18 protein-coding genes are annotated in these 23,658 nt (G+C 65.0%); 13 read left to right on the top strand and 5 right to left on the bottom strand.

All coding sequences use genetic code 11. The features are described from left to right. Positions 1-28: 28 nt before the first annotated feature. Positions 29-976, bottom strand: coding sequence for a metallophosphoesterase (locus tag ACP7BY_RS09265; protein ID WP_171010439.1), 948 nt, complete (start codon positions 974-976; stop codon positions 29-31). Between the two features lie 117 nt (positions 977-1,093). Here ACP7BY_RS09265 and ACP7BY_RS09260 point away from each other — a divergent pair, with 117 nt between their 5' ends. The 10 genes from ACP7BY_RS09260 to ACP7BY_RS09215 all read left to right on the top strand — a co-directional run bounded on the left by ACP7BY_RS09260 (position 1,094) and on the right by ACP7BY_RS09215 (position 13,535). Beyond that, a complete protein-coding gene (locus ACP7BY_RS09260; RefSeq protein WP_033964629.1) occupies positions 1,094-1,630 on the top strand; it encodes an RNA polymerase sigma factor in 537 nt (178 codons plus the stop codon). Continuing rightward, a complete protein-coding gene (locus ACP7BY_RS09255) occupies positions 1,627-2,574 on the top strand; it encodes a FecR family protein (RefSeq protein WP_137902358.1) in 948 nt (315 codons plus the stop codon). Before ACP7BY_RS09260 ends, ACP7BY_RS09255 begins: the two co-directional genes overlap by 4 nt. 90 nt (positions 2,575-2,664) lie before the next feature. Further along, positions 2,665-5,652, top strand: a complete 2,988-nt coding sequence (locus ACP7BY_RS09250; RefSeq protein ID WP_137902359.1) for a TonB-dependent receptor — start codon at positions 2,665-2,667, stop codon at positions 5,650-5,652. Positions 5,653-5,824: 172 nt separating this feature from the next. After that, the gene (locus ACP7BY_RS09245; RefSeq protein ID WP_231565044.1) at positions 5,825-7,360 is read left to right on the top strand and encodes an amidohydrolase; all 1,536 of its coding nucleotides are present in this window, start codon (positions 5,825-5,827) and stop codon (positions 7,358-7,360) included. Positions 7,361-7,369: 9 nt separating this feature from the next. Beyond that, positions 7,370-7,864: an amidohydrolase family protein gene (locus ACP7BY_RS09240; protein WP_231565045.1), complete on the top strand. Its 495-nt coding sequence runs from the start codon at positions 7,370-7,372 to the stop codon at positions 7,862-7,864. Between the two features lies 1 nt (position 7,865). Then, positions 7,866-9,032 (top strand): serine hydrolase domain-containing protein, encoded by a 1,167-nt coding sequence (locus ACP7BY_RS09235; protein WP_033964630.1) that lies wholly within the window; start codon positions 7,866-7,868, stop codon positions 9,030-9,032. Then, positions 9,029-9,913, top strand: coding sequence for a LysR family transcriptional regulator (locus ACP7BY_RS09230; protein ID WP_033964632.1), 885 nt, complete (start codon positions 9,029-9,031; stop codon positions 9,911-9,913). Before ACP7BY_RS09235 ends, ACP7BY_RS09230 begins: the two co-directional genes overlap by 4 nt. Positions 9,914-9,995: 82 nt before the next feature. After that, a complete protein-coding gene (gene dgcN, locus ACP7BY_RS09225) occupies positions 9,996-11,003 on the top strand; it encodes an N-acetyltransferase DgcN (protein ID WP_033964637.1) in 1,008 nt (335 codons plus the stop codon). Continuing rightward, positions 10,987-11,976 (top strand): N-acetyl-D-Glu racemase DgcA, encoded by a 990-nt coding sequence (gene dgcA, locus ACP7BY_RS09220; RefSeq protein ID WP_137902360.1) that lies wholly within the window; start codon positions 10,987-10,989, stop codon positions 11,974-11,976. Before dgcN ends, dgcA begins: the two co-directional genes overlap by 17 nt. Continuing rightward, positions 11,973-13,535 (top strand): N-acyl-D-amino-acid deacylase family protein, encoded by a 1,563-nt coding sequence (locus tag ACP7BY_RS09215; protein ID WP_052192299.1) that lies wholly within the window; start codon positions 11,973-11,975, stop codon positions 13,533-13,535. Before dgcA ends, ACP7BY_RS09215 begins: the two co-directional genes overlap by 4 nt. 3 nt (positions 13,536-13,538) lie before the next feature. On the opposite strand, the gene ACP7BY_RS09210 is transcribed toward ACP7BY_RS09215, so the two are convergent. Then, entirely contained in the window at positions 13,539-15,476 is a 1,938-nt protein-coding gene (locus tag ACP7BY_RS09210) for an amidohydrolase family protein (protein ID WP_052192300.1), read from the bottom strand. Further along, entirely contained in the window at positions 15,473-17,449 is a 1,977-nt protein-coding gene (locus tag ACP7BY_RS09205; protein ID WP_137902361.1) for a S9 family peptidase, read from the bottom strand. The genes ACP7BY_RS09210 and ACP7BY_RS09205 overlap by 4 nt, the downstream gene beginning before the upstream one ends. Positions 17,450-17,645: 196 nt before the next feature. Between ACP7BY_RS09205 and dacB the strand changes: the two genes are divergently transcribed. The 3 genes from dacB (at position 17,646) to ACP7BY_RS09190 (ending at position 20,919) form a co-directional block, all read left to right on the top strand. Then, the gene (gene dacB / locus ACP7BY_RS09200) at positions 17,646-19,100 is read left to right on the top strand and encodes a D-alanyl-D-alanine carboxypeptidase/D-alanyl-D-alanine endopeptidase (RefSeq protein WP_033964633.1); all 1,455 of its coding nucleotides are present in this window, start codon (positions 17,646-17,648) and stop codon (positions 19,098-19,100) included. 10 nt (positions 19,101-19,110) lie between these two features. Further along, positions 19,111-19,935, top strand: a complete 825-nt coding sequence (locus ACP7BY_RS09195) for a phytanoyl-CoA dioxygenase family protein (RefSeq protein ID WP_137902362.1) — start codon at positions 19,111-19,113, stop codon at positions 19,933-19,935. 141 nt (positions 19,936-20,076) lie between these two features. Next, positions 20,077-20,919, top strand: a complete 843-nt coding sequence (locus ACP7BY_RS09190) for a hypothetical protein (RefSeq protein ID WP_137902363.1) — start codon at positions 20,077-20,079, stop codon at positions 20,917-20,919. Between the two features lie 91 nt (positions 20,920-21,010). Here the strand turns inward: ACP7BY_RS09190 and ACP7BY_RS09185 are convergent, their stop codons facing one another. Next, positions 21,011-22,015: a serine hydrolase domain-containing protein gene (locus ACP7BY_RS09185; protein ID WP_137902364.1), complete on the bottom strand. Its 1,005-nt coding sequence runs from the start codon at positions 22,013-22,015 to the stop codon at positions 21,011-21,013. Beyond that, positions 22,012-23,535, bottom strand: a complete 1,524-nt coding sequence (locus tag ACP7BY_RS09180) for a permease (protein WP_033964496.1) — start codon at positions 23,533-23,535, stop codon at positions 22,012-22,014. Before ACP7BY_RS09180 ends, ACP7BY_RS09185 begins: the two co-directional genes overlap by 4 nt. Between the last annotated feature and the right edge of the window lie 123 nt (positions 23,536-23,658).

Here is a 23,658-nt window from a genome sequence, read left to right as displayed (position 1 = left end):
ACAACGATCGCGCAGCACCCAGGCAAGGCTAGGGGCGGAGCGGCAGAACATAATCCGGCTGTCGGCCGAAGCCCCGTACCACCACCCGGTCCGCGAAGAAGTCGAGCCGGGCATAGGCCGTCTCCGGCGTATCCAGCATCGCCTTGAGGTTCAGGTAATGAACTCCGGCATGCTCGCCGTAATTGCCGTCATGGTTGTGCCCGTCGAGCCATACCTTGGCCGAACGGTGGCGTTCGATCACCGCCATCACCGCTGCGGCATTCCACAGATTGTGCGGATTTTCGGGAAAGAGCGGAAAATGGCTGAACAGCATCGCTTTCATCCCGCGACGGTCGGCCTCGGCGAGTTGTGCGTCGATCCAGCGCAGTTGTTCGTCGTCGATGCCGCCGTCCCATAGCGGCTTTTCTGCATACAGCGCCGCATGTGCGGCCATGCTGCGCGTATATTCGGGGCTGCCCGCTGGCCAGCCAAAGCTGCTCAGCCCGGTCCCGTCGGTGACGATGAACAGCCAATTATGGCTGGTGAAACTGTAATAGCGCGCTGGCATGCCCAGCTTACCCGCGACCAGCGGCTTGTGCGCATCGTCGATCGCGAACTCGTGATTGCCGAGCACATAATGCCAGGGATGCCGCAATTTCGCCGCCACCGGCAGGAACGCGTCATAGCTCTCCCAGTCTCGGTCGATGAAATCCCCGAGATGGACGACAAACGCCAGCTTCTGCCGGTTGAAATCAGCCACGGCCGCCGCAAGTTTGGCTGGAGCCGTGTGATAGAGCCGCTGACCACTATCGGGTTCAGCGGCATATTGCGCATCGGCGATCGCGCCGATGCTGAAGTCGGGACGTTCATTCGCCACGGCGGCGGGCGTCGCGCTGGCAAGCCCCGCCAAAGCCGCCAGGTGCATCACGAAGCGCATCGTCCGGTCCGATCCGATAGAGGTCGCCGGCCCCTTTAGCGCCGCCCGCGCGATTGTCACGCGCGCTTCATGCTTCTGTCCTAACGCGGCCAAGACTCGGAAAGACATCCGGGCAGGGAGGCACGAAGTGACAGCGCCACGACGCGCGTGTCCGCGTCTCCGCAGGGGCGCGGCGCGGTGAATGAGATTTCGGCCATCCTGATTCGGCGACGCGCCGATCAGGAGGAAGCAGATCTGCGCCAGGCGCTCCGGCGCTTTGTCGGGGGCCGATTGAACCATCATGCCGATGGCGAAGACATCGTCCAGGAAACCTATTTGCGGCTCTACGACTATCGCCGCACCCGTCCGGTGGCGGACGCCGCCGCATTTTGCTTCACGGTCGCGCGTAATCTGGTGCACGATCATTTTCGCCAGCGTAGCGCCTTGCCGCCGACAAGCGACCTCAGCGAGGAGATCGTCTGCGCCAGACCGCACGCCGAGGAGGTGCTGGACTATCGCCAGCGGGTGGAGATTTTGGTGCGTGCCTTGAAAGTGATGCCGCCGCTGCGCCGCGAAGTCTTTCTGCGCCGCCGCCTCGATGGCACGGCGAGCGCAACCATCGCCGCGGATTTGCAGCTGAGCGTCGCGGCCGTCGACAAGCATTGTACGCGCGCGGTGGCCGACTTGCGCTTGGCGCTGGAACGCCGCGGCCTGCCGCCCGGTGCCGCGCGATGAGCCGTCGTGCAACCTTGCAGGAAGCCGCGGGTCTCGCGCTTTCGGGCGAGACCGGCCAGGGGCCGCAGGCCGCGACCGCCGAATGCGTCCGCGCAACGCTTGACGACCCGGCGCTGGAGGAGGCGCTTGGGGCAGCGGCGGCGTTCGGTCGCCTGTCCGACGCCGATATTCTGGCGATGCGCGAGAGGCGGCAGCGGACGCTGGCAACGGGGGTGACCGCCGCTTTGCTGATCGCGGTTGGCGGCGGCGTTTGGCAAGCGACGCGCATCGGCACCGCCCCTGCCCTTGCCACCCACTATGAAACGAAGCGCGGGGAAGAGCGCAGTATTGCGCTCGCGGACGGATCGCGGCTCGAACTGAATGGCGCGACCGCGCTCGACGTGACGATCGACGCACAGCAGCGCACCGTCGTGCTGCGGCGCGGCGAAGCCTTTTTCGACGTGGCACATGAACCCGACCGGCCCTTCGTCGTCACTGCGCGCGGATCGAGCACGCGTGTGCTTGGCACCGCATTCGACATCGATCTGGCTCGTAACGAAGTGAAGCTGGCCGTGTTTCGCGGGCGCGTGCGGTTCGGGGCGAGCGACGCCGACACCGGCGTGCTGGTTCCCGCAGGCTGGCGCTCCCGCTTCGACGGCACCACCGCCAGCGCGCCAAGCCGGTTCGATCCAACGCAGCAGGATTGGCGGCACAATTGGCTCGATACCGATGAAATGCGGCTGGGCGATTTGGTCGAGGCGCTCAATCGCCACGGCGGACCGGTGATCCTGCCGCCCCCTCCCCGACTGGAAAAACTGGTGTTGTCGGGACGCTTCAAGCTCGACAACCCCGAACAATTGCTGGGCGCGATCGGTGCCGCCTATGGCTTCACGGTGGTGCGTCAGGGCGCACACTTGCGGCTGATGCCGACCGGGCCAAGCGACACCAAAATGTCATCACAATGACGCTGCACTGCAACAAAATTCTTTTGTCCTGATCCGGCGGGGAACCCGTCTTCCGTTCGAGGCGCAGGGGCGTCCGAGCGGAGGAACGTTATGAAACATATTCGGGGAATTTCAGGCATGGCACTGGCGATCGCGATTGCGACACCTGCTGTGGCACAGGCACGACCGGCGGAGACGACCGTCCTTCGCCAGGAGCAGCGCTTCGACATCGCGCCGTCGGATTTGCGCACCGCCATCTCGCGCTTTTCACAAGCGACCGGCGTGCAAGTGGTGGTGGCACCCGACGCGGTCAGCGGCCGTCGCACGGCTGGCGTGCGTGGTAGCTATACTGTGCGAACGGCACTCGACCATTTGCTGCGCGGGACCAATCTGGGCGTGACCTTCCAGGGCGGCGTCGCCATCCTGAAGCCGATGGCCGCCGCCCCGGTCCATCCGGCATTGGTCAAGGTCGCCGCACAGGACTCTGCACTTTCGGGCGCGGCCATGCCGGACCGGTCGGTCGGCGAGGGAACCGACATCATCGTGACCGGCTATCGTCACAGCCTTACCGAAGCGCAGAACCTCAAGCGCCGCGCGGTCGGCAATGAGGATGACATCGTCGCCACCGATATCGCCGCCTTTCCCGACCTGAACCTTGCGGAATCGCTGCAGCGCATTCCCGGCATCACCATCACCCGCGACAGCGGCGAAGGCCGCCAGATCGCGCTGCGCGGGCTTGGGGCCGATTTTACGCGCACGCAGTTGAACGGCATGGAAGTGCTCGGCAACACCGCTTCGGGAATGGACAATCGCGGCGGCGTCACCCGCTCGCGCTCGTTCGATTACAGCCTGTTCGCATCGGAATTGTTCAACCGCGTGTCGGTCCAGAAATCCTATTCGGCAGAACAGGATGAAGGCGGCATTGCCGGGACGGTGCAACTGACCAGCGCCAAGCCCTTCGACACGGGCAATAAATTGGTCGTTTCCGCCAAGGGCCAGACCAATGACAACACCAGCGGCGTCACGCCGCGCGTGGTTGGCCTCGTCTCGCATCGCTGGGGCGATCTCGCCGCGCTTGTCTCGGTTGCCTACAGCCAGATCAAGAATAACGAGTTTGGCTATCGCAACTGGGGTTGGGGCCTCACCAAATATGGTGCCGCCAATATCGGCCCGAACATCGATGCGGCGACGCGCGCCAACCTTCTTTCGGGCGTCTACCAGCCGACCGCGCAATCGCCCTCGTCCTGGTATACCGACCGCAAGCGGCTCGGCATCACTTCGTCGGTGCAATATCATCCGGGCGACGCATTCAAACTCGACGTCGATTTTCTCTATGGTCGGCTGTGGGACCATCGCGACGATTATGCGCTGGCAACGGCTGGAAGCAACGCGCTGACCGGGACCTCGATCACCGGAGCCCAGGTGATCCAGAGCGCCGTGATCGACAGCACCAATACGCTGCGCGCGGCAAGCTTCACCGGCATCGATCTGCGCTCCGAGCATCATATCGTCCAGAACCGGACCGACTTTTACCAGGGCGTTGCCAATGCCAGCTGGAAGCTGACCGACCGGCTGACGCTGAGTGCGCTTGGCGGCTATGAGGAATCGGATTTCGGCCAGCCCGTGTTCGACAAGGTGTTCATGGAGCTCAAGAACACTCCGTTCAGCTATGACGATCGCCCGACCATCCCGGTCAACACCTACGGTAAGGATATCACTGATCCGAACAACTGGGCGGTGCAGCGGCTCGACGTTCAGGAAAACAAGATCACCAACCAATATGCCAATGGGAAGCTGCAAGCAGCCTACACGCTGAATGAAGCGCTCACCTTCAAGGCAGGCGGCGAGTATAAGCACTTCATCAACAGCGGCTATACGTGGGTGAACAAGGTGTTCCACAACGTGCCCGCCGACATCGCCATCCCCAACACTCTAAAACAGACCGTCACGCCCGATACCTTGATTCAATACATCGTCGGCAACGTCGATGGGGTTTACAGCTATATCGGGGACAATCGGAACCTGACCGCTGCCAATCTCCAGGCGGGCAGCGATTACCGCGTCGATGAAAAGACAGGCGCAGGCTTCGCCCAGTTCGATCTCGACACGATCGTGGCCGGGATGCGGCTGCGGGCCAATGCTGGCGTGCGGTATTACTCGACCGACCTTTTGTCGTCGGGGCATTTGGCCACTGGCGCGGGCTTCACGCCGGTTGCGATCCGCACCAACAGCCACGGCTTCCTGCCTGCGGCCAATCTGGCGCTCGACGTTGCCAAAGCGGTGGTCGTTCGGCTTAGCGCCAGCCGCAACGTCAATCGCCCCGCCCTGGGCGATCTGGCGGCGGCCGGGTCGATCACCACGCGCCCCAATGGCGGCAGCCTGAGCCTCGGCAATCCGTTTCTGAAACCGTTCAAGGCAACCTCGGTCGAGGGGTCAGTCGAATATTATATGGGTCGCAGCGGCTTTGCCTCGGTCGGCTTCTTCTACAAGAGCATGGACAGCTTCATCAGTTCGTCCACCAAGCAAATCCCCTATGGCCAGACCGGCTTGCCGCTTTCCCTGCTGGTGCAAGGCGAGGACGCGAACACCTTGTTCGACGTCAGCCAGCCGGTGAACGGCGCTGGTGCCGACATCAAGGGTATCGAGGTAGCAGTCCAGCACGACTTCACCTTTCTGCCCGGCGCGCTCAAAAATCTTGGCGCTGTGGTCAACGGAACGTGGTTCGACGGGCATCAGACCGCCTATTACAACAACGTGCCGAAGGTCATACCGCTCTATAATCTCTCGAAATGGGCGGCAAACGCCACCTTATATTACGAGAACAAGCTGTGGGGCGTGCGCGTTTCCGATGCCTATCGCAGCAGCTATTTGACCGGTGCCGGCAACGCCATCGACAATAGCGGCGATGGCATTCGCGGGACCAACAATGTCGATTTCCAGGCCCATATCAACCTGCGCCCAGGCGTCCGGTTGATCGCCGAGGGCATCAACATCACCAACGAACCGATCGTGCAGTCGCTGGATGCAGTCGCCCAGCGTACCGAGGTCTATACGACCAGCGGCCGCACCTTCACCTTCGGCATCAGCGCCGAATTCTAAGCCCGGCTTCAGCCGCCACAGCCCGTCCTTGCGATCGCGGGGACGGGCTGTGGATCTGGCCGGTGGCCGCCTCCAAGGCCGCGATGACGACCGCCGCCCACTTTGTGCATGGGCGAGCATTGCGCTGACTGCGTCGAGTTGGCACTCTCCCCGCTTCTTGGGGGGAACCTGTATGCGCCGACTGATCCTTGCGACATTGCTCGCGGCGACCGCTTCGATCGCCGGAGCGGCACCGACGCCAAAGGAACAATTGCTGGTTCCGCCCCCCGGCGCGCGGCACTTTACCATCAGCTCGATCGCCGGAAAGCATGGCGACATCTGGTCGTGGACGATGCCCGACGGGCGCATCGCCTATCGCATGTCGATGTCGCTGCGCGGTTGGGTCACCGAGACCGACGAAATGGTCACGCTGGATCCCACCAGACGCCCCACCACGATCGCCATTCGCGGCTTTACCGATTCCGGGGATGCCACGGAAACCTTCACGGTTGCTCCGAACGGTGTGGCGGACTGGAAGACGGTGATCGATTCCGGCTCCGCGCCGTTCGCCAACAAGCATTATAATACTTATGGCGGCCCGCCGCTCGCCGGGGAGTTCGATATCGATGCGCTTGTCGCGGCGGGTGCCAAGGGCATCGACTTGCTCCCGACGGGCCATGCCAGCATCGCGATCGGGCAGACGGCGCAGGTCGAGGGGCCGCAAGGGCCACGGACGATCAAGCTCGCCTTTCTAACGGGATATGGCTTCGCGCCCTCCCCCGTGTGGCTCGACAGCGACAATCGCCTGTTCGGCAATGCCGGCGTCATTTCGATGTTGCCGGAAGGCTATGAGAAGAACGGCCCCAAGCTGAAGGACATTCAGGACAAGGCGACCGCCGCGATGGTGCGCGAGGTCGCACATCGCTTTCTGAGCAAGGCCAATCGCACCGCAACGCTGATCGACCATGTGCTGATGTTCGATTCGGTCGCCGGGCGCTACATTGCGGATCGCGCGGTGCTGATCGCGGATGGCAAGGTCGCGGCGATCGGCGCTGCGGGATCGATCGCCGCTCCCACTGGCGCAACCGTAATCGACGGACGCGGCAAGACGCTGACCCCGGGCCTGTGGGATTCGCATCAGCACGTCGGCGATGACTGGAACCTGCTGCAGAACGTCGCCACCGGCATGACCAATTACCGCAGCCCCGGATCGATGATCGACGAGGCGCTCAGCATCTACAAACGGCGGGCAGCTGGCGATTTGCTGGCCCCGGACGGCAAGGTCTCGGTCATCATCGATCGCAAGGATCCCCTCGCCGCGCAGGGTGCGCTGACGGTGTCGTCAGCGGCAGAGGCGGTCGCTGCCGTCGACAAGATCAAGGCCGCAGGGCTCTGGGGTGCCAAATTCTACACCTCGATGAATCCTGCCTGGATCGCGCCCGCAGCGGCCGAAGCGCATCGCCTGGGGTTGCACGTCCACGGTCACGTACCTGCCGGTATGCGCCCGCTCGACGCGGTGCGCGCCGGATATGACGAAGTGACCCACATCAACTTCATCCTGATGCAGGCGATGCCGCAAGACGTGGTCGACAAGGCCAATACCGCCGCACGCCTTGAGGGTCCGGCCAAATACGGAAAGGACGTCGATCTCGATTCCCCGGCGATGACGGCGTTTTATGCTGAACTTGCGAAACGCCATACGATCATCGATCCGACGCTGACGGTATAGGAACCGTTGATGACGTCGGATGGCAGCGCGATCTCGCCCGAATATGCGCCCTTCGCCGACGTTGCGCCGCCGAGCGTCGTCCGCGGCTGGAAAATCGGCGGCTATCCGTTGTTCGGTGGCCTGACGCGCGACGACTTTCGCAAGAGCTTCACCAAGATGGTCGATCTGGTCGGCAAACTCCACCAGGCGGGCGTGCCGATCGTCGCCGGGACCGATGGCTATGGGCTGGAGCTGGTGCGCGAACTGGAACTGTATCAGCAAGCGGGCCTGAGCAATGCCGAAGCGCTGCAGACCGCAACCATCATTCCCGCACGGATGACCGGCATGGACGACCGGACGGGATCGATCGCGGTGGGCAAGACCGCCGATATCGTGCTGGTCGATGGCGATGTGTCGGCGGCGCTCGGCAACCTGCGCCATGTCCACACCGTCTTTCTGGACGGGTATCGGCTCGACGGCGCGGCACTGCGCCAGGCGAGTGGCCTGAACGGGATGCCCAAATGATATGATCTCTGCGTTGATTTTGCTCGCCGCGAGCCTCCATCAGCCGGTCGCGGCGGCGCGGGTAACCTTTGATCGACGCGGGGAGCGGACGGTACAAGTTTCGGGTCTGGCCGATGTCGCTGGAGCCAGAACACTGCGCGCGGACGACCCGGTTCGGATTGCGTCGATCTCCAAACTGGTCACAGCGATTGCCGTCCTGCGCCTGGTCGAGCAGCACCGACTCAATCTCGATGCCGATGTGTCGGAACTGCTCGGCTATCCGCTGCACAACCCGGCCTTTGCCGACCGACCGATCACCCTGCGCCTGTTGCTGTCCCACCGCTCGAGCCTGACCGACGGCGTCGACTATGTCCTGCCGCTCGACGCCGATCTCGGCAGCGTGTTGGCCGACCCGAAAGTGTGGGATACCGCGCACGCGCCCGGTGCTTATTTTCGCTATACCAATTTGAATTTTCCAGTGATCGCGGCGGTGATGGAACGGGCCACTGGCGAACGCTTCGACCGGTTGATGCAGCGGCTCGTGTTCGCACCGATGAAACTGGATGCCTGCTACAATCTCGTCACCTGTTCGGACCGCACGGTGGCGCGCGTCGTCGTTCAATATCGTTCGGGGTCGGTAACGCGCGACGACAATCACGGTGCGCGCCCGCCCTGCCCGGTCACGCCAGCCCGCGACGGCAGTTGTGATCTATCCCTTTGGCGCGCGGGCCGAAACGGCGCGACCTTTGCGCCGCAAAGCGGGCTTTATATCTCCGCGCGCGGTCTTGCCCGGATCGGACGGATGCTGCTCGACCAAGGGCGGGTCGACGGAGTGCGCATCCTCACCCAGCGCTCGGTCCATTTGCTGGAGACCCCGCAATGGACATGGAACGGCGATAGCGGTGCGGGAAGCAATGGCGACACCTGGCACGGGCAGATGTGCCGCTATGGCCTGGCCGTCGCATTCCTGGCGACGCCGGTCGCGGGCTGCCGTGACGATCCGTTTGGCGACGGGCAGCCGCGCTGGGGGCATTTGGGGGATGCCTATGGGCTGAAATCGGGGCTGTGGATCGATCCACAGCACGGCAACGGTGTCGCCTATTTCGCGACCGACGTACCCGTCGATCCCGGCGCGCGCTCCGCCTATAGCCGAAGCGAAGAAGCGCTCGCACAAGGTGTTGCGCCATGAACCTGCGTCACATCGAAATCTTTCACGCCGTCTATATCAATGGCTCGGTCAGTGCTGCGGCGCGGGCGCTCAACATCTCACAGCCGTCGGTTTCCAAGACGCTGCGTCATGCCGAGTCGCTGCTCGGTTTTCCGCTGTTCGAGCGCGGCACTGGGCGTCTCGTGCCGACCGAAGACGCGCACACCCTGTTCGCCGAGGTCAGCGAAATTCAGGACCGCGTTTATGCGCTGCGCGAGGCCAGCCGCAATCTAAAGCGCGGCACCGGCGGAGTTTTGCGGGTGTCGGCACTGCCGTCGCTCGCGCTCGACGCGCTGCCCGTTGCGGTGGCGAGTTTTCTGCGCAGCCATCCGACGGTCCAATTCGACCTGCAGACGGTTCATCACGACGATTTGCTGCGCAAACTCTACGAACGCGAAACCGACATCGCGATCGCCTATGCGGTGCCCCCGGCTGCCCCGATCGGGCATCGCTGGCTCGGCGAGGGCGAACTCGTCGTGCTGTATCGCGAGCAGGACATGCCCGATGCGCCACCACGGCTCGAACTCGAGTGCCTGCGCGACAAACGCTTCATCAGCCTGGCCGCGAGCGGTCCGATCGGGCAGTTGTTCACGCAGGAATTGCAGCGGCTCGACCTCGAGCTTGACGAAGTGGTGTCGGCGCGGACCTTCTATATCGCCACCGCGCTGGTGCGACAGGGCGTGGGGATGACGGTGGTCGATAGCTTCACCGCGCAGGCTTCGCTCAGCCCCGGTCTGTCGGTGCGGCCGCTGAAGCCGCAACTGGCGTTTGATGTCCATGCGATGTTCCTGCTCAACCGCCCGCCGACCGCGCTCGCCACCGATTTTCTGAAGACGCTGGCGCGGGTTATCGACGCCGCCTGAAGCGGACGACATAACGACAGGCTATGCCGGGTGATCCACTCGCTATGCTGTGGCGGTAGCCGCTGCCGATACGGTGGCCCGCATGATACCCGGACCCTATCTGCTCTATCTCGGCCATAGCGCCGACCCGATCGGCATCAAGACGTCGCGCGGCCTCGCCACTTTCCGCCCGGACGACTGCGTCGGAGAGTTTCGGTATGACGATTGCCCGCTGACGCTCGGGATCAAGCGCCTGACGATTGCCGAAGGCGCAAGCGCTGGCGCACGCACGCTGGTGCTTGGCATCGCCAATTCGGGCGGGACGATGGGAGCGGATCTGATCGCGGATGCGGTTGCCGCGCTGGAAGCCGGGATGAACGTCGCCGCCGGACTGCACCAGCGCTTGCGCGACGTGCCACGGCTTGCCGCGCTCGCTCGCGAGCGCGGCCTCACTCTGTTCGACGTGCGCGATCCGCCTGCGGATCTGGTGGTTGGGACAGGGTATCCACGCGCCGGTCGCCGGTTGCTGACGGTCGGCACCGATTGTTCGGTCGGCAAGATGTACGCGACGCTCGCTTTGACCACAGCGCTGCGCGCGCGCGGCATCGCCGCCGATTTCCGGGCGACGGGCCAGACCGGGATCCTGATCGCAGGCGGCGGCATACCGGTCGATGCCGTGGTCGCCGATTTCATCTCGGGGGCGATCGAACAGCTCTCACCCGCGCGCGACGATGACGGTTGGGATGTGATCGAAGGGCAAGGGTCGCTCTTCCATCCCTCCTTCGCGGGTGTCTCGACCGGCCTGCTGCACGGCGCGCAGGCCGAGGCGATCGTGCTCTGCCACGAACCGGGGCGTGCGCACATGCGCGGTCTGCCCGGACGCGCCCTGCCCGAGCTGACGGAATGCCTGGCGATGAATCTGCAGGTTGCGCGCCTGACCAGCCCGGGCGTGCGGGCGATCGGCGTGTGTCTCAACACCTCTGCGCTGGATGCAGCGGCGGCGCGGGCGCTGTGCGAACGGACCGAGGATATGCTCGGCCTGCCCTGTACCGACCCGATCGCCTTCGGCGTCGAGTCCATCATCGATGCGCTCTATGCCCCGCACGCTTGAGGCGCGGCACGACCGCTTTGCGTTGCACACGCCGTTTCGCATCGCGCGCGGGGTGAAAACCGCGGCGGACGTGATCACCGTATCGATCATGCAGGACGGACATGTCGGTCACGGCGAGGGCGTCCCCTACCCGCGCTATGGCGAGAGCGTCGCGAGTGCGCTCGACGAGATCGCGCACGTACGCGATGCGATCGAGGGCGGCGCGGATCGCGAGGATCTGCTCGGCCTGCTGCAGCCGGGCGCGGGGCGCAATGCGATCGACTGCGCCTTATGGGATTTGGAAGCAAAGCGCTCGGGCCGCGCGGTCGCGACGATGATCGATGGCCCCGACCTCACATCAATGCCAAACGCGTTGACGGTCGTCATCGACACCCCTGCGGCGATGGCACGGGCGGCAGCGCTGATCGCCGCCGCGCCGCTGATCAAGGTCAAAGTGAACCACGAAAATCCCGCTGAGCAACTTCGCGCGGTTCGCTCCGTGGCCCACAATGCCACGCTGATCGTAGACCCGAATGAAAGTTGGGACCGCACCCTGCTCGAAGCGATGCAGCCGCTGCTGGTCGAACTCCGCGTCGCGCTGCTCGAGCAACCGGTGCCGGCCAGCGTGGATGCGTGGCTCGCCGATTTTTCCCCGGCAGTGCCAATTTGCGCCGATGAATCGGTCCACACCGCCGACGACCTCGATCGCGTTGCCGCGCGCTATCAATGCGTCAACGTGAAGCTCGACAAAGCGGGCGGACTGACCGCCGCGCTCGCCCTCGCCCACGGAGCCCGCGCCCGCGGGCTCGGGGTGATGACCGGTTGCATGGTCAGTTCCTCGCTCTCGATCGCGCCCGCCTTGCACGTGGCGATGCTGTCCGATTTTGTCGATCTTGACGGGCCGTTATGGCTGGCGGAGGATCGCGTCGGTGGGGTGACGGATGTAGGGGGCATATTGTCGCCACCGCCCCCCGGCTTTTGGGGTACGCCATGAACATCGGCCGGATCGGGTTATTGGTCGGCGTGGCGCTCGCTGCAATCAGCGCTTCGGCCCCGCCTTCCGCAGACCTGATCCTGCGCGGCGGCACTATCTATACCGGGTCCGACGCGCCGTTCGTTGGCGACGTGGCGATTGAGGGGGACCATATCGTCGAGGTCGCGCCGCATGTGGCGCGCGCCGCCACGCGCGTGATCGACGCGCATGGCATGATCGTCTCGCCCGGCTTCATCGATCCGCATACGCATATGGGGGACGATCTGGCGTCGGACGATCCCGCCAAGCGGCTGATCCCGATGTTCCTGATGCAGGGCGTGACAACCGCGTTCATCGGCAATGACGGCGGCGGCGAAATTGACGTTGGACGCGTGCTGGACAGCGCGCGGACGCGCCCGGTCGGGATCAATTATGCCACCTATACCGGCTTCGGCACGATCCGCCAGCGCGTGATCGGCGAGGCCAAGCGCGCGCCAACTCCGCAGGAACTGGGCCAGATGCAGGCGCTGGTCGCAAGCGCAATGTGCCAGGGCGCGATCGGGCTTTCGACCGGGCTGTTCTATGCCCCGCAAAGCTTTTCCAAGACCGATGAGGTCGTCGCGCTCGCCACTGAAGCGGGCAAGCGGGGCGGCTTTTACGATAGCCATATCCGGGATGAGTCGAGCTACACCGTCGGACTGTTGGCGGCGATCGACGAAGAGATCGAGATAGCGCGCGCCGCGCATATTCCGGCGCATGTCTCGCACATCAAGGCGCTCGGCGTCGATGTGCAGGGCCAGGCTCCCGCCGTCATCGCGCGGATCGCGGCGGCGCGCGCGGCGGGGCTGAACATCACGGCGAGCCAATATCCGTGGTCGGCCAGCGGCTCGAGCATGGTCGCCTCGCTCGTTCCGTTATGGGCGCAGGACGGTGGCCGTACGGCGATGCTCGCGCGCTTCGACGACCCCGCCCAGGCCACCCGGTTGCACGCGGACATAGCCGAAAACATGCGCAAACGCGGCGGGCCGACCAAGCTGTTGATCACGGAAGGTGCCGAACGCAATCGGACCCTTGCAGAGGTCGCGGTGGCGACCAAGACCGACCCCATCACGGCCGCGATCGCGGTGATCCGCGTCGGCGACCCCGGCGTCATCTCGTTCAATCAAAGCGAGGCCGACATCGCCGCCTTCATGCGGCAACCCTGGGTGATGACCGATTCCGACGCATCGCCCGGCCACCCGCGCGTTTATGGCAGCTTCGCGCGCAAATACGCCAAATATGTCGTGGCCGATCACGTCCTGACATTGCGCGAAATGATCGAGCGCAGTTCGTCGCTGACCGCCGATACCTTCGGCCTTACCGGACGTGGGCACCTGAAAGCCGGTGCGTTCGCCGACGTGGTGGTGTTCGATCCCCGCCGCTATGCGCCGCGCGCAACCTACCAACAGCCGACCGAGCTTGCGGTCGGGGTGCAGACGGTGGTGGTCAACGGCATCCTCGCGGTCGATGGCGGCAAGCTGACGGGCCGTGCCGCCGGGCGCGCGCTGCCGCATCGCCCGCCCGCCGGAAGCTGTCCCTGAGCGTCAGTTCGTTTCGCTATAATGCTGCGGATTGCGAGCTCCTGGCGCGGGCAGCGGCGCGGCCCGGTCTTCGCTCGCGCGTTCCCGATAGAAGCGGATATTGTCGAGTTGCAGCCACGCCTTGCCGCCGGGTTTGCCCTCAAGCCGCACGATCAGCGCACGCAATTTCGCCAGATCTAGCTGAGCCTTCGCGTCGCGGCTGGCAAAGGCGCTGAACGGGATGTGGAAGGTACGGCGGACCTCCCCTGCTTCGAAGCCGGTGCGGAACCATTCATCATCATTGATCGCATAACTGTCGAACACCAGATCGTAGCGCCCGCTGCCGCGCGCATCGAACGCGACGCCGGTGAAACCCCGCGCATCGGCGAGCTGTACCGCGCCTTGCGTCAATGGCAGCACGAGTTGCGCGAACGGACGCGGCTTGGCCCCCATATGCGCGATCAGGAAAACCGGTCGCTCCGGTGCTTTCGGATCGTCGCTGCCCGGCCGGACGAAATCGAGGTGGCTGTGGTCGACGCCGGAATCGGTGCTCTCAACCGGCAGCGTATCGAGGTCGGTGCGGCCGTCACCCCGCCCGCCCGTGTCAATTGGCCCCGGCATGTTGTGCACCGGCAGCGGAGTCGGGGCCGCCCCGTTTACCAGCGCGCGCAGCGGCGCGAGCGCGACCTCGCGTCCCGACACGAACACCCGCGCGACCTTCCACAAATCGGTGATGCGCTCGTCGGGCCGCCCCGCGATCAGCACCAGATCGGCGCGCTGGCCCGGCGCAATCCGTCCGTTGTCCGCCGACTGCCCCAGGATATCCGCGCTGGTCGCGGTCGCAGCGACCAACGCCTCGGCGGGGGTGAAGCCCAGCTTGGTCAGCCACCAGATCTCGCGGAGCGTGCCGGGCCCGTGATACACACCCTCGATCCCGGCATCGGTGCCGACGCCGATACGCACCCCTGCCGCTTTCAGCCGCCGGACATTGTCCTGCATGATCGCCCAGCGCTTCGCATCATAAGCCGCGACCGGCTTGGACGATTGCGCCGCATGGCTTGCTTCGAACGCCGCCTCGGGCGGCGTCAGCGCGCGTTGCTCGTCGGGTTCGAACCGGCGAGTCTGCTGCGGCTCATACACCACCAATGTCGGGATATAGGCGGTGTGGTTGGCCTTCATCAGCGCGATCAGATCATCGTCGATCAGCGCATCCCCGGCCCCGTGCCCCACGGCATCGACTCCGGCCATCGCGGCGACGCGGTCGCCCTGCACGGTTACCGTATGCGTGATGACCGGCAGACCGGCCTTGTGCGCATCCGCCACGACTGCAGCCAGCGTCGGCACGTTCATACTGTTGAGATCGCTGTCGCGCCCATAGCGCCAGCCATCGGCAAAGACCTTGATGAGATTGGGCTGGTACGGCAGCGCGGTCGCCGTCGCGACATGCGCGGCGGCGGGGGTTGCGGCCTGCAGCGTGAAGAAGGCTCCCCAGCCATATTCGGTGCCATGCCCACCCGGCACGCCGACGCGCACCGCCAGTTCGAGGTGCGGGGCCGCGACTGCCCCGGACGCGACCATCTGGCGGATCGGCGCAATCATTTCGCCCGACACCGAATAGTCGTTCACCGACGTTACGCCCGCGAGCAAATAACCGGCATAGGCCTTGCCCAGATCATCGGGTGCATCGTAGCCGGGCGAGCGCAAATGCGTGTGGAGATCGTGCAGGCCGGGGATCAGCGTAAGCCCCCGCGCATCAATGCTGCGCGCGCCTCGAGGCTTGCGCAGATGCGGGCCGACCGCGACGATGCGGTCCCCCCGCAGCAGCACGTCGCCAATCGTCGCAGGCGCGCCGGTGCCATCGAACACCCGCGCGCCACGGATGATAACCGCGTCGTCTGGGCCCGCAGCAGCGCACACTGGGGACATCGACGACAAGGCCAAAAACGCGGCAACCCACTTCATCGCGTGATCTTGTGCATGAGCGTGCGATCCAGAAAATCATCGGTTGCCCGATAGCTCGCCAGCCAATCGGCATAGCGAAAGAAGTCATGCCGCTCATCGGGAAAGACCAATTGTTCGAACGGCACCTGCCGCGCGGTGAGTTCGCGCGCGAGCAGCAAGGATTGGTAGAAGTCCACGCTCTTGTCGTCATCGCCGTGAATCAGCAACACGGGCGACCGCCACGTTGCGATCGCGCCAAGCGGCGAGGATTGCCATTGCAACTGATGCGCCGCGGCCTCGGCATCGGGCGACAGCGTCTTCTCGACTGGGCGAACCATTGCGTGGACGCCGTGGAAATCCACCCCGGCGGCGAACAGATCGCTGTTGCGGGCGAGCGCCAATGCGGTGAGATACCCGCCCCAGCTTCCGCCCCAAATCCCGATCCGCGCCGGATCGACATCGCTGCGCGCCGCCAGCCATTTGCCTGCGGCCAGCACGTCGCGATATTCCGAGGCACCGCCGCGCGCCTGGCCGGGTGCCTCGCGAAAATCGTGGCCGTACCCGGTGCCGCTGCGATAATTGACCGACAGCACGTCATAGCCCTTGGCCGCGAAATGCTGGTTCAGAATGTAGGCGTTCGAATAATAATAAGAGGTGTTGAAGCCGGGCAGCATCTGCCGACGCGGGCCGCCATGCACATAGACCAATGCGGGATGCCTGCCGGGGCCGCGCGCGTGGAACAATTGCGCGTGGACCAGCACGCCGTCCTCCGCCGTGAAGGTTACCGTTTCCGGTGCTGCAAACCCGGCAACCGAGGGCGCATCATGCAGCGGTGCGAGCGCGTCGCCGACCAGAGCGGGGTGCGCGAGTTGCGTGGCGCTGGTCGCCAGGACCGCCAGCGTCGTTCCGGCGAAGGTCGGGATCGATTCGCTGCCCGCGCCTTGCGTCATCCGCGCCGCCGCGCCTCCGGTAAGGGGCACCGTCCAGATGTGACGCCGTTCGAGGTCCCCGGCATTGGCGGCATAGATCAGCGCCTTGCCATCGGACGAGAGCAGGAAACTCTCCAGCTCGAATGCGCCCGGCGTGAGATCGCGCGTGCTGCCGCGCGCCGGATCGAGCGCATAAGCGTGCAGCCAGCCGCTCCGCTCCCACGGAAAGACGATCGTGCCGTCCTTCGCCCAGAACAGATTGCGGGCGCGGGTTCCGGCATAGGTTCCGCCAGCACCCGCCGGAGCCGCCCACAAGGTGCGCGCGGTGCCAGTCGCAAGCTCGACGCTGCGGATCGACCAATAGCGACCGCCATCCCCGATAGCGGTGGCGGGCGGATCGACGAAGCGGATATAGGCGATGCTCTTGCCATCGGGCGCAAAGCACGGCTCGACTGCGAAGCCCAAACCGGGATCGAGATAGCGCAGCCGCGCCTCCCCGCGCGCGGCAACGTCGAGCAAGGCGATGAAGCTGTGGTCGCCGCGCTCGTCCACGAACAGAAGCTGGCGACCGTCCGGTGACCATTCCAACCGCGAGGCGTCTCCCGCAACCGTCGCGACCCGCTGCGCCCCTGCGGCCTTGCTCCACAGCCAGATTTCGCCCTTGCGGGTAAAGGCCAGCCGCTCGCCATCCGGCGCGAAGACGGGGGCGTGGCCCTCGCCCACCAGTTCCGCCGCGCCGCCTGTGGTGGATGCTACAAAAATTTGTTGCTTGGGCGGCGTCGCGCTGGCGGCGGTATTGGGGATGCTGCCGTCGGGAAATTCGGGGTCGCCACCGCGCACAAAGGCGACCCTTGCGCCATCCCGCGTCAGCGCGAGATCGGACAGTTGCTGCCCGTCATCGTCGGTGAACGCCGTGATCGCGCGCGCAGGCCTACCCCCCGCCGACACCCAAATATTGCGCACGCCGCCCGCATTTTCGACCCAGGCGAAACGCGGCGTGTCCGCCGCGCCGACCAGCCCGCTCGCAATCGGCAAAGCCAAGGTCGCGGCCAGATCATCGGCCATTGCCGGTTGTGCCAATAGCAGGGCGCAAAGCCCCAACCCCAATGCGATATGCCGTGTCATGGCGGCATAGTGGAGCCGCGCACGAGTGCCGACAACCGGCGATCGGTACGATCATGCGCGACGGTTATACCGGGGGCAACGCTCTGTATGTGCCGCACTGCATTGTTTGTCGCGCAATTGGTCCTAGGCTGCGGGAATGCACCGCGCCCTTGTCCCGCCCTTCTCCCTGCTGCTTGTCGCCGCCTTGCCGACCGCCCTCCATGCCCAATCCGCGTTGCAAAGCCGGGTAGAAGACGTTTTGCGCAGCGCCAGCCCCGGCACGCGCTTTGGCCTGGTCGTGGTGGATGAGACCGGCACCGAAATCGTCGCGATCAACCCCGATCAGCGTTTCATCCCGGCCTCCAATACCAAGATGTTCACCACTGCCGCCGCTTTCTGGTCGCTGGGCGCGCTCGACCAGCCCGATGAAGCGGGCGGTGCAGCGGTGCGGATCGACCAGACCGGCAACCAGCGCGACGTGATCCTGGAAGGCCATGGCGATGCGCGCCTGTCGAGCGCCCCCGCCTGCACGGTCGATTGTCTTGCGACGCTCGCCGATGCGGTTGCCGCAAAGACGCGGGTGGTGCACGACGTCGTCGGCGATGACAGCCTGTATCCCGACCAGCGCTGGAGCCCGGGGATGAGCTGGAACAACATCCCGACCAAATCGGGCACGGCAAGTTCCGCCCTGACGCTCGACGACAACGAACTGCCCGTGACCGTGACCCCGACCACGCCGGGTCGCCCGCCGACCGTGACGCTGCCGCCTTATTACACGCTCGAAAATGGCGCGCTGACAACGGCGACGGGCACGACCACGATAACCTTCGATCGCGCGCCGAACGGCACGGCTGTGCGGCTCGGCGGGACGATCGCGGTCGGCGACAAACCCGAGCAATTGCGCCTCGGCATCGACGATCCGGCGCATTATGCTGCGTGGATGCTGCGCAATATGCTGGTTGCGCGTGGTGTCCGCGTCACGGGCAACGTCAGCGTGCGCCATCGCCCGCTCACGCCCGCCGATGATCCGGCAATCCGTGGCGGTGCCCCAGCAGCGCGGGCTCCAACCACCACGCCGCTCGCGCGACTGACGCCCTCGCCGTTGATCGAGGATCTGACGCTCATCAACAAGGTCAGCCAGAACCTCCATGCCGAGCTGATGCTGCGTCGTATCGCACTGAAGAACGGCAGCGGATCGATCGCAGATGGCCAGGTCGCCGTGCGCGCGATGCTCGCCCAGGCGGGTGTGCCGCGCGTGGCGTTCGACTTTGCGGATGGCTCGGGCATGTCGAGCTATAACCGGGTGACGCCGCGCGGCGTGGTCACCTTCCTACGCTGGGTGAGCGCGCAACCGTGGGGCACCGCTTGGCGTGCAACGCTGCCGGTTGGCGGCGAAGGCATGCTGGCGCGCCGCTTTGCCGGCAGCGCGCTTGACCACAAAGTGTTCGCCAAGACGGGCACGCTCAACGCCACCAACGCGCTGTCCGGCTATATGGTCGCCAAGAGCGGGCGCACGCTGACGATGGCGCTTTATGCCAACGACGTTCCCGATGGGACGAGCGCGATTAAGGCGATGGATGCAGCGTTGCTCCTGATCGCTTCGCAAAACTGAGAGACGGGTAATGACCGATTATGTCGCCGACTTTCGTGCCCATGGCTACGCCATCGTGCGCGGATTCTTTTCCCCCGCCGAGGTCGCCGCGATCGGCGCGGCCATGGATCAGGTCTATGCCGAAGGCGTCGCGCACGGCCAAAGCTTTCGCCACGGCAATTTGTTGTACTCCGTCCGCCCCGGGCCCGACGGTTCGCCGCATGTGCCGATGGTGCAGTGGCCATCCTACCATGTCGCGCTGCTCAACCAGACGCGGCTCGATCCGCGCTGGGCGACGCTGCTGGAGCCGCTAATCGGGCAGGACATCAAACAGATCATCAACCAACTGCATTGGAAACTGCCCGATCGCAGCGGCGATTTCGCCTGGCATCAGGACGCGAAATCGCGGCGGCCGGCAGAGGCGTATCGCAATCTCGGCAGCTCTTATGTCCAGACCGGGCTCGCGATCGATCCGCACAATCCGGGCAGCGGCGGAATGCGCTTCATCCCCGGCAGCCACACACGCGGAGCCTTGCCGCTCGACCCCGCCGCCTCGCTCGGCCGCTCGCCCGAGGACAGCGCGCTCGACGCGGCGGGCCTGTCGCCCGCGGACCAGGTCGACCTGATCCTCGAACCCGGCGACATCGCCTTGTGGAGCCCGTATCTGGTCCATGCCTCGGGCACCAACACCGCCACCCACCTGCGCCGCTTCTACATCAACGGTTATGTCCGCGCCGAGGATTGCGACCGCGGCGAATGGACCTTCCGCGACGGCCAGTCGGTCGCTTTAGGCGCGGAACAGGCGTTGGTGCATTACGAGCAATTGCGCGAACGGCCCGAGCCGCATTTCGTTTAGGGGGCAACGCTAAGCGACTGGGATTGGTGGGGAGCGGGCGTTACCGGGATGGTGAGCAACGTTGTGCACTGGTGCCCCGAGCACTGGAGAATGTCACCGCAAGCTGCCAGCATTCCGCCACGACGACTCAAGGGAGATTTTATGGGTAAAATCTGGCTCGAAGGATTGGCGCTGCTGACAGTTGTCTTTTCCTACAACCAAACGGCTGCCGCTGCTGTAACTGACGGAACATCAAAGCTGCCTTGGCAGATCGATGGTACACCGGGGGTCTGCCTGCTCACGCGAACCATTCCGGGTACAAGCCCCGCCCTCTTCGCGATTCGCACAGTGCCGGGTAGCGATCGATACAGATTTATCTTTGCCGGGGAGCAGATACTTAAGACCTCACTGGCGTCGAACAAGCGCGCTGAAATTGTATTTGACGACGGCAAGCCCAGCATCGACGCTTGGTCGTCCGGAATTCGCCTGTCGCCTTATCCCTACGCAGTTCAAGCAGAGTTTGAAGATGGGACAGTTATAAGGAGACTTGGGCAGGCCGCCTCGGTTGGAATAAAAATTGAAAAAAATAATGTCGGTCTCGCAGTATTGGAAGGCGCAGGCAAAGCGGCTGAGGCTCTCAACTCCTGCATCACCGAGCAACTTGTTCAGTGGGGTGCCGACCCTGCGCAATTTGCGCCAAATGGTATGCCGCCAGCCCCACTTCGAAGGAGGGACGATTGGCTTTCGGCCGAGCAACTCGCCAAGATGGAAATAAAACACGATCGTAGCGCGATGCACGCCAAGTATTATTTGTCGATTAGCGTCGATGGTAAGGTGGACGGCTGCACACGGATCAACCCGGACTCCGGAAAAGATGATGCCGATCGCTGGATTTGCCCCGCGCTCGTGTCGCAGCACCTGTTCGAGCCAGCACATGATTCAGCCGGCAAAGCTGTACGCGGCGTGGTCTCCTTCATGTTCGACATTGTCACTGCAGCACGATGAATAGTGGAACGGCCCCCAATCACTAGCAGCGAAGAGGCCCGTCAACGTCCGCAACTGGGCGGAAGTTGCCGAACGGCACCATCAATCCCCCCTAACCCACCGTCCCCGCCACCGCATCGCCAGTCGCCGGTCGCAGCACGAAGATCCCGCTGTCGAAATGCCGCGTCGGGTGGACGCGGTTGGTCAGCAGCGTCCACGCATATCCGCGCTCGAAATCGATCCACAGGCCGGTGCCGGTGAAGCCGGTATGGCCGATCGTCTCGGCCGAACAGGCCGCCCCGCCCGACCAACCGCCGAATTTGCGCTCCCATCCGCACGTGCGATGCTCGTAGAACGGGGTGCGGATCGCAGCGCGCATGGCGGGCGATGCGCCGCTCCCGTCGAGCACCCCGGCGGCGAAATCGAGCACGCCGCCGACCGTGCCGAACAGCCCGGCATGGCCGGTCTCGCCGCCCAGTGCTGCGGCATTCTCGTCATGCACCTCGCCCTTCAGCACGCGGCCGCGCCACGCGCAGCGTTCGGTCGCCACCGCCGGGCCGGGCGGCGGGCCATAAGCGAGCCCCGCGCCGAGCGGCCAGGCCGATAGCGGCGCGCCGGTCAGCCGCTCGACCGCGATGCCGAGCAGGATGAAGTTGATGTCGGAATAGACCGGGGGACCGTGCCGCCACTCGCGCTGCAGCACGAAAGCGCGCAGCCGCTGCGGGTCATCGCCATAGGTGTAGATCGGCTCGACGGCGGGGAAAAAGGTGCGGTGCGCCAGGCAATCGCGGAAGGTCAGGCGGCGCTCGGGCGCGCCGGCAATGTCATATTGCCGCAAGTCCGGGATCGCCTCGGTCAGTGGCGCATCGAGATCGATCCGGCCCTGATCGGCGAGGTGCAGGATCATCGTTGTCGTTGCGATTACCTTTGAGACCGAAGCGAGATCGAACCAATGCGCTTCGGTGAGCACCTCCGGTTCGGGCAGCAGCGCGGCATGGCCCGCGACCTGCACCGCGCGCTTGCCGTCGGCGGTGACGATGCCGAGCGTTGCGCCCGGAATACGCCCCTCGGCGACCGCCGCCGCCGCTGGCGCGAACGCGCGTTCGATGTCGATCATGCCCCCTCCTCCCGCGCCCGCACCCGCGCGATCAACGGCAGGAACAGCACCGCCGCCAGGCTGAGCCCGCCCGACAGCCAGAAAAATCCGTCAAAGCCGATATGCCGCGCGATATTGCCCCCCGCCCCCGCAAGCAGGCGCGGCAGCAGGAAGGCAAAGCCCGACAGAAACGCATATTGCGCGCCGGGATAGCGCGGGTTCACCAGCATCGACAGGAACACGACGAACACAGCCCCTTCCATGCCATGCGCGAACTGGTCGAGCGCGGTGGCGATATAGATGACATGCGGGCTAGGCGGCTGGAACCACAGCCACACAAAGATCCAATTGCCCAGCGCCGAGCCGATCGCCCCCAGTGCCAGCGCGCGCGTCAGCCGCAAGCGCACCGCCAGCAATGCCCCCACCGCAACACCCGCCATGCTGCTCGGCAACGCGACGAAACCGTCGGCAATTCCCATGGTGGTAAGGTCGTAATGCGCCGCGATTTCCAGTGGCTTGGACAAAGCCAGCGTGAGCACGTCGCCCATGCGGTAAAAGCTGACAAAGGCCAGCAGCGGCAGCACCGGATAGCCAAAGCGCCAGAAGATATCGACATAGGGCCCGGCCATCGTCGATCGCCGTGCCCATGCTCCCGCCGGAAGGCGGACGATGCGCGGCAGCAGCGCCGCCATGATGACGAAGGGCAGCAGGCACAGCACCAGGACGGCAGTGGTGGCATCGGTTTTGGCGCTGATCCCGATCGCCGCCGCCGCGCGCAACACCAGCGCCCCCACCCCCGCCGCGAGGAACAGCGACAGGCCCAGGATCACGGCGCTGGCTCCGAGCCCGGTTGTCAGGGCAACGCTGCGCGCGGGTGGCGCAGCGCGCCCCGTGCCAACCTGTGGACGCATCATCGCCAGGATCGGCAGCGGCGCGAACGCACCGGCGGCGATCACCAGATAGGCCCAGGTCCAGTTGGCGTGATCGGCGACGATCAGTGCGCCGCTGCCCGCCGCGACCATCGCGCTGCGATAGCCCCACAAATTGGCGGCAGTGAGCGGGCCCTGCGTTTCGGGGGTCGGAGCCAGCTCGATCCGCCATGCGTCGGCCGAGACTTCCAGCGTCGTCGTCCAGAACGCCAGCAGTAAGGCGAACAGCGCGGTCAGCGGCAGGCTGGCATCGCTCGAGGTGAACGCCATTGCCACCATCGCGGCGAAAATGCCCAGTTGCGAAAGCATGATCCACCCAAGCCGCTGCCCGAAAAAGCGGGCGAAACCCGGCACCGAGAAGCGGTCCAGCAAGGGTGCCCAGAGAAATTTCAGCGTCGGCAGCAACTGCACCCAGCCGAAAAAGCCGATCAGCACCAGATCGACGCCGTGCTTCGCCAGCCGGGCCGACAGGATCGTCGAAAACATGTAATATGGCAGCCCGGCGGAAAAGCCGAGCAGCAAGTATAACGCGAAACGACTGCGCGCGGATTCCAGCCCGCTGGCAACGGTCGGCATTTCCGGCAGTGACGCGCCGGATACCACCGTCGACATCGCATTCCCCCACGTGCGGCCGCAATGCTGCGCCGCAGTCATGCTCCTCTGCGGTTGGCCCAGCGTCAATCCCGCACTGGTGCGCGCGCGCAACACTTTTGGTCAAATCCGTCGCAAGAGATG

Source organism: Sphingomonas sp. PSPC2-2 (assembly GCF_049897725.1).
In the GTDB taxonomy this organism is placed as follows: domain Bacteria; phylum Pseudomonadota; class Alphaproteobacteria; order Sphingomonadales; family Sphingomonadaceae; genus Sphingomonas.
The sequence above is the reverse complement of the archived record's forward strand: the minus strand, read 5'-3'. Positions and strand labels throughout refer to the sequence as shown.